Annotated in this window: 8 protein-coding genes; 7 read left to right on the top strand and 1 reads right to left on the bottom strand. The window is 37.5% G+C overall.

Annotated features, from left to right (window positions below; genetic code table 11):
• The first annotated feature begins 110 nt into the window (after positions 1 to 110).
• From ACFSBH_RS07875 to ACFSBH_RS07865, 3 genes are all read left to right on the top strand, one after another.
• Positions 111 to 1,250, top strand: a complete 1,140-nt coding sequence (locus ACFSBH_RS07875; RefSeq protein ID WP_251515047.1) for a cysteine desulfurase family protein — start codon at positions 111 to 113, stop codon at positions 1,248 to 1,250.
• 5 nt (positions 1,251 to 1,255) lie between these two features.
• Positions 1,256 to 2,455: a tRNA uracil 4-sulfurtransferase ThiI gene (thiI, locus tag ACFSBH_RS07870; RefSeq protein WP_251515046.1), complete on the top strand. Its 1,200-nt coding sequence runs from the start codon at positions 1,256 to 1,258 to the stop codon at positions 2,453 to 2,455.
• A gap of 103 nt (positions 2,456 to 2,558) precedes the next feature.
• Positions 2,559 to 2,750: an alpha/beta-type small acid-soluble spore protein gene (locus ACFSBH_RS07865; protein WP_251515045.1), complete on the top strand. Its 192-nt coding sequence runs from the start codon at positions 2,559 to 2,561 to the stop codon at positions 2,748 to 2,750.
• 120 nt (positions 2,751 to 2,870) lie between these two features.
• On the opposite strand, the gene ACFSBH_RS07860 is transcribed toward ACFSBH_RS07865, so the two are convergent.
• On the bottom strand, positions 2,871 to 3,671 hold the full coding sequence (locus tag ACFSBH_RS07860; RefSeq protein WP_379596981.1) for an NAD kinase: 801 nt from the start codon (positions 3,669 to 3,671) through the stop codon (positions 2,871 to 2,873).
• A gap of 215 nt (positions 3,672 to 3,886) precedes the next feature.
• Here ACFSBH_RS07860 and ACFSBH_RS07855 point away from each other — a divergent pair, with 215 nt between their 5' ends.
• From ACFSBH_RS07855 to ACFSBH_RS07840, 4 genes are all read left to right on the top strand, one after another.
• Positions 3,887 to 4,414, top strand: coding sequence for a DUF2953 domain-containing protein (locus tag ACFSBH_RS07855; RefSeq protein ID WP_379596979.1), 528 nt, complete (start codon positions 3,887 to 3,889; stop codon positions 4,412 to 4,414).
• Positions 4,415 to 4,435: 21 nt separating this feature from the next.
• Positions 4,436 to 4,882, top strand: a complete 447-nt coding sequence (gene ytfJ, locus ACFSBH_RS07850) for a GerW family sporulation protein (RefSeq protein WP_251515042.1) — start codon at positions 4,436 to 4,438, stop codon at positions 4,880 to 4,882.
• 109 nt (positions 4,883 to 4,991) lie between these two features.
• Entirely contained in the window at positions 4,992 to 5,492 is a 501-nt protein-coding gene (tpx, locus tag ACFSBH_RS07845; protein ID WP_251515041.1) for a thiol peroxidase, read from the top strand.
• A 72-nt stretch (positions 5,493 to 5,564) separates the two neighbouring features.
• Positions 5,565 to 6,551, top strand: a complete 987-nt coding sequence (locus ACFSBH_RS07840; protein WP_251515040.1) for a class I SAM-dependent methyltransferase — start codon at positions 5,565 to 5,567, stop codon at positions 6,549 to 6,551.
• Positions 6,552 to 6,573 lie beyond the last annotated feature (22 nt).

The following is a 6,573-nucleotide window of genomic DNA, read 5'->3' as shown; positions in this document are numbered from 1 at the left end:
TAGGAATATCCCAGAGCGTCCAAGTCATTTGACATATCAACAGGGTGAATTACAAGGAAATAATAGGCGGAAAATGTAGGCCTAAACATAATATACGAGGGGGAGGAAATATGATTTACCTAGACAATAGTGCAACCACAAAGCCAGATTCAGCAGTCATCGAGAGCTTTCAAAAAACTTCTGAAAAGTTTTTTGCAAATCCATCCTCCATTCACCAATTGGGGGGAACAACAGAAAAGCTTTTACAAAAGGCTAAAGAGCAAGCAGCATCCATCCTGCAAGTTGAAGCGAACGAAATTATATTCACATCTGGAGGAACAGAAGGAAATAATATTGCCATAAAAGGAATTGCACTGGAACATCAAAATCGTGGAAAACACATTATAACAACGGCGATTGAGCATCCATCTGTTGAAGAAGCTTGTCAAAGTCTAGAGAAACTAGGGTTTGAAATTACCATGCTTCCGGTTGATGAAAAGGGAATTATCAATTTAGAGGATCTTAAAAGAGCAATTCGAGAAGATACGATTCTCGTTAGTATCATGCATGTGAATAATGAAATTGGATCCATTCAGCCTATAGAGGAGATCGGTAAAATACTACGTCAATATCCTAAATTGTTTTTCCATGTTGATGCAGTTCAGAGCTTAGGAAAAGTACCAGTTAATATTTATGAGTCAGGTATCGATCTCTGTACGTTCTCTGGCCATAAGATTCATGGGTTAAAAGGTACTGGTATCCTATTTGTAAATAAAACAACGAAATTATTTCCGTTGTTTCATGGTGGTGGCCAAGAAAATGGGCTTCGTTCTGGCACGGAAAATGTGGCAGGAGCAGTTTCCATGGTGAAAGCATTGCGCCTTATCCATGAAAAAGAAAAACAGTATGCCAACCACTTAAAAGAAATGCGTGATTATTTGTGGAAAGAATTGAAGCAATTTGATGACGTAATTATAAATAGTCCGGAAGATGGCGCACCACATATTCTTAATATTTCAGTGCCTGGTCTCAAACCGGAAGTGATGATCCATATGCTTGGAGAAGAAGGCATTTATATCTCTACAAAATCAGCATGCTCATCGAAACAAAAAGATGAAAGCAAAATTTTAGTAGCTTGCGGTTTTTCTCGAGATGTTGCTATTTCCGGCCTAAGGATTAGTCTTTCTTATGACAATACAATGGAAGAAATGAAAAGATTTATTGATGTATTCAGTAGATCTTTAAATCAATTTAAACAAGTCTTGAGGTAGATAATATGGAATATGAACATATATTGATTCGGTATGGTGAAATGGCGTTAAAGGGGAAAAATATGCGCAGTTTCATCTTGACATTGCAGGAAAACCTTCTTGCTAAATTAAAAGAATTTCCCCAAGTTAAAATTAAGCGGACCCAAGGAAGAATGTTTATTCTTTTGAATGGACATGACCCTGAACCGATTATGGATATCTGTAAAAAGGTATTTGGAATCCATAGTTTATCGTTAGCAATTAAAGTTGACAATGATGTTGAGCAAATTAAAGAGGCTGCTTTATATGCTTTAAAGAAAGCGAAGGATGTAAAGACATTCAAAGTTAGTGTGAAACGTGTAAATAAACAGTTTCCGCATGGTTCATCTGAAATGAATCAATTGCTTGGAACACATCTTTTAGTAAATACGGATGATATTACCGTCGATGTACATCATCCAGATGTGGAAGTGAAGGTTGAAATTCGTGCCGAAGCAACGTATATCACTTCGGAAAATGTTCCTGGAGCTGGTGGTTTACCAGTCGGAACTTCAGGAAAATCATTATTGCTTCTATCAGGTGGTATCGACAGCCCTGTTGCTGGATATCTAGCAATGAAGCGCGGGGTTCAATTGGAAGCAATCCATTTTCACTCACCTCCATATACTAGTGAACGGGCAAAACAAAAAGTTCTTGACCTTACTAAGCAATTGACCAAATATGGGAAATCCATTCGTGTCCATATTGTGCCTTTTACGAAACTCCAGCAGGAAATCTTTCGTGAGATGCCGGAAAACTATGGCATGACTATTATGAGACGTATGATGTTCCGAATTGCGGAAGCTGTTTGCCAACAGGAAGGAATTTTATCATTGACGACTGGTGAGAACTTAGGACAAGTTGCGAGTCAGACAATGGAAAGTATGCATACGATCAATGAAGTGACCAACTATCCGATAATCAGACCATTGGTTGCGATGGATAAGGAAGAAGTCATTGCTATATCCAGGAAGATTGGAACTTATGATATATCAATCTTACCTTATGAGGATTGCTGTACAATCTTTGTTCCAAAATCTCCTAAAACCAAACCTAGACGTGATAAAGTAAATGCTTACGAGGCTCGTCATGATTTTAGTGAATCAATTAATGAAGCGATTGAAGGTATTGAAACGATAAAGATTACATCGAAACAACAGGAATCAGAGTTTGAGGATCTGTTTTAATATCGTGGATTAATCTAGATTTATTTCCAAGAACTGTTAATAGTAGTTATGTATGTTTTACCTCCAAATTACACAATCTATGTTTACCAAGGAGGTGAGCTACATGGCTAACAATAATAACTCAAATCAATTGCTAGTCCCTGGTGTAGAACAAGCTTTAGAACAAATGAAATACGAAATTGCTCAGGAATTTGGTGTAAACCTGGGTGCTGACACTACTTCTCGTGCTAATGGATCTGTTGGAGGAGAAATTACCAAAAGACTAGTTTCCATGGCACAACAACAATTAAAATAGTTAATTAACATTAACAAATGAGTACTAGCCTAGATAGGCAAAAGCAGGACGACCATCCAATACAAAGGATGAACGTCCTGCTTTTTGATATAGACTTTAGTCTATTGGTAAATACTACTACTATAGAAAAGTTCTTTTTACTCTATCCCAGAAGGAATTGTTTTTTAATTTCACTGTTTTAATAACCGCATCATCCATTTCAACCTCTATGGAATCAATTTTACGTATTGGATTTGCTTCATTGTCCAAACTGATTATTGGATGATCATTTCCAGTCGATTGAATGTTTAACGTTAATTTCCGGTCTTTATTCAAAATAAAAGAGGAACCGAGTGTACGATATTGATTATTATTTAATGAAGCGACTTCAGAAACTTGAAAGCTAGGAATAAGAGGGTCAACGACCGCTCCGTTTGCAGATTTGTTATAAGCTGTACTTCCAGTAGGGGTGGAAACAATTAACCCGTCCCCACGGAAAGTTTCAAAATGACAATCGTCGATAAGTACATCTATGACAATTGTTTTAACAATAGTTGAGCGTATGCTGACCTCATTTAAACAATAATGATCGGTTCCATTATTGATGCGTGTTTTAATTACTGGGAATCGGCGTACCTCCAATTCTTCATGCATGAGAAGATGGAGCATTTCATTAAAGTTATCTAAATTGAAATCACAATATAGTCCGGACTCCCCTTCACGGGTAATGCCTACATAAAGGGCATCTTGTCGGAAGCCGCTCTTTCTTACGGCCTGAAGAAAGGTACCATCACCGCCAATACTCACAATAATGTTTGCTTCATCCGTATGATCAACAATTTTGTAACCCTTACTTTGAGCAACTTCAGTTAGCTGTGACACTTTTTCGTCTGTATCTTCATCTTTAAGATAGTAGAAATATAAATGATTCCTATGTGCCAAATTGGAAAACCTCCCCAAATCTCATTGTATTTTCATCATATCATCTCAAATAAAATTATCCAATTTTATACTTAATAGGATAAAAAAATTGATATATAGACAAGCTAAGTGGTAATCGATGGTATTTCAATCTGATGTTAGAGAATCAGATTCTCTGTATCCATACTAGGATAGGGAGGAATGCCGATAGAACTCAAGGAAAAGGATTAAGAGATATGATTTGGTCTGTAATTTTCTGCTTGATTGTCTGCTTGCTTGTCCTATTGTTTATATTACTTAGATTCCAAGTCCATATAAACTACCGAATTAACTTTACTGACACCCATCGAATCAAGATAACTGTTTTATTGTTTAAGGTACGTTGGTGGTCGCATACTTTTTATTTGCCGATATTAACCGATTTTTTAGAAGATGAAGATGCTGCTTTCCCATCTAAATCTCCGGTAGCGTGGAGAGAGTCACTCCCTTTATTAAGAAAAATTAAAGTGGAGAATCTAAAATGGGAGACAGGAATCGGTATTGGCGAAGCTCATTTTACGGGAATCTTAACAGGTTTTATTTGGGCAGGAAAAGAAATGGCAGTTCATGCGTTGACAAACTATTTCAAAGCAGTGCAGCACCCCGTCATGAAAGTACAACCAAATTATCATGGTGAGGGATTTTATTCGAAGTTTGATTGCAAACTGATTCTAAACTTCCGTACGTATAGGAAGTTGAAGTTGGAATTACAAAAACTAAATTAATATTGATGGAGGTAATGAAATATGGAAGAACATCCAATTCAAGGCTTAATGACGACTGCGATGGAAAGTTTACAATCTTTAGTAGAGACGAACACGATAATCGGTGACCCGATTGAAACTCCAGATGGAAGTACCATTATACCAGTTTCCAAAGTGGGATTCGGATTTGCTGCAGGAGGTAGTGAGTTTAATTCTCAATCGAACGAAAGTGATGCAACGTTACCATTTGGAGGTGGAAGTGGTGGTGGGGTATCCCTTACACCGATAGCTTTTTTAATTATAAAGGACGAAAATGTGAAGATGGTTCGTCTTGATCAGAATAGCCATCTCTATGAGAAATTTCTAGATATGACTCCGCAAGTGATTGAGAAAGTTGAAAAAATGATAAAAGATAAAGGATCAAGGAATGAGAAAAAAGAAAAGGGTGGAAAAGAAGAAAAAACAAATCCGATTAATTTTGATATTTAGACAAGTAACAATTTAACATGTACACTTCCTTCCAGGTGTGAAATATTGGACAATGATTAAAGGATTCTTCATAATAGTGGAAAGAAAGATAATGGGAGGAAGGATACAAATGAAGCAAATTACATTCCATCATGATCCAGTTACTTTAGTAGGTAAAGAAATCAAGGTTGGAGACAAGGCCCCTAATTTTACAGTACTCACAAATGATCTACAAGAAGTATCTCTTGATGAATACAAAGGAAAAGTAAAGCTGATCAGTGTTGTACCTTCTATTGATACAGGAGTTTGCTCAAAGCAGACAAGAACTTTTAATGAGGAAGCGGAAAAGCTGGATAATGTTCAAGTTCTAACGATTAGTATGGACTTGCCATTTGCTCAGAAACGCTGGTGCGCAGCAGAAGGCATCAAAAACCTGGACACATTGTCTGACCACCGCGATGGGGACTTTGGTGAAAAGTACGGTGTACTTATCAAAGAGCTGCGTTTACTCACAAGATCGATCTTTGTTGTCGATTCAAATGATGTGGTGACCTATGTGGAGTATGTTGACGAGGTTTCAAACCATCCGGATTACGACGCTGCTTTAGAAGCTGTCAAACAAGCGAAGTAAATTCAATCTCTCTCAAGGCGACGCGAGAGAGATTTTTCATGCAAAGGATATGATGTTTAGTGGAGGTATGGAATGGAAAAGTCAACAGTAGAACAACTTTTTAAATGGTTTGAGAAGACAACAGAAATAATTCAAGCTCATATGGATGAACCGTATTTAGATAGTCTCAGTGAAGTAATGGACACGGTGTTTTTTGATTCACCCAACGAAGAATTCAACGACATATTAACTAAGAAGCTGAATGATGCATTGGACGAGCTGGGAGAAATTAAATACTCGACTACCGACCTTAAAAAGGCGCTCCAGTTGGCTATTTTAAAAGGAATGAAAGATTCTGTCCAAGAACAACATGTCATGACTCCGGAATCTATCGGACTCATCGTTGCCTATTTGGCGGATCAATTAATGAAGAATAAACAAGAAATCCGTATCTTCGACCCAGCAGGAGGTACGGGCAATTTACTTTTTACAGTCATGGAGCAACTGTCACAAAAACAGACAGCTTATGCAAGTGAGGTAGATCCAACGCTGATTCAGCTTGCCGTAAGCAGTGCCAATTTATTGAAGAAGGAAATTGAGTTTTTCCATCAAGATAGTTTGGCACCGTTTCTGATTGACCCAGTTGATTTGATTGTAGCTGACTTGCCAGTTGGGTATTATCCGGATGATATTCGAGCAAATGATTATAAGTTGAAGGCGGGAAGTGGGCATTCCTATTCACATCATTTGTTCATTGAACAAAGTTTGAAATACACGAAAGAAGCAGGGTTCCTAATATTCGTTATTCCTGATTTCCTTTTCACAAGTGATCAATCCGAACAGTTAAATCGTTATTTGAAGGAACACGCACATATCGTTGGGGTCCTTCGATTACCGGAATCCATTTTTAAATCATCGAGGAATGTTAAAAGCATTTTAGTCCTTCAGAAAAAAGGGGAAGAAACTTCAAGTCCAAAACAGCCACTCTTGGTGCAACTTCCGTCTTTAACAAACCATCAAGCGATGGCCGACATTCTTGGACAAATGAATCGTTGGTTTCAAACTTATGAAGGTAGATAATACTTGAATGCTGGAGTGATTT

This window comes from Oceanobacillus luteolus (assembly GCF_042678205.1).
Classification (GTDB): domain Bacteria; phylum Bacillota; class Bacilli; order Bacillales; family Amphibacillaceae; genus Oceanobacillus; species Oceanobacillus luteolus.
This window is presented reverse-complemented; position numbering and strand designations above follow the sequence as displayed.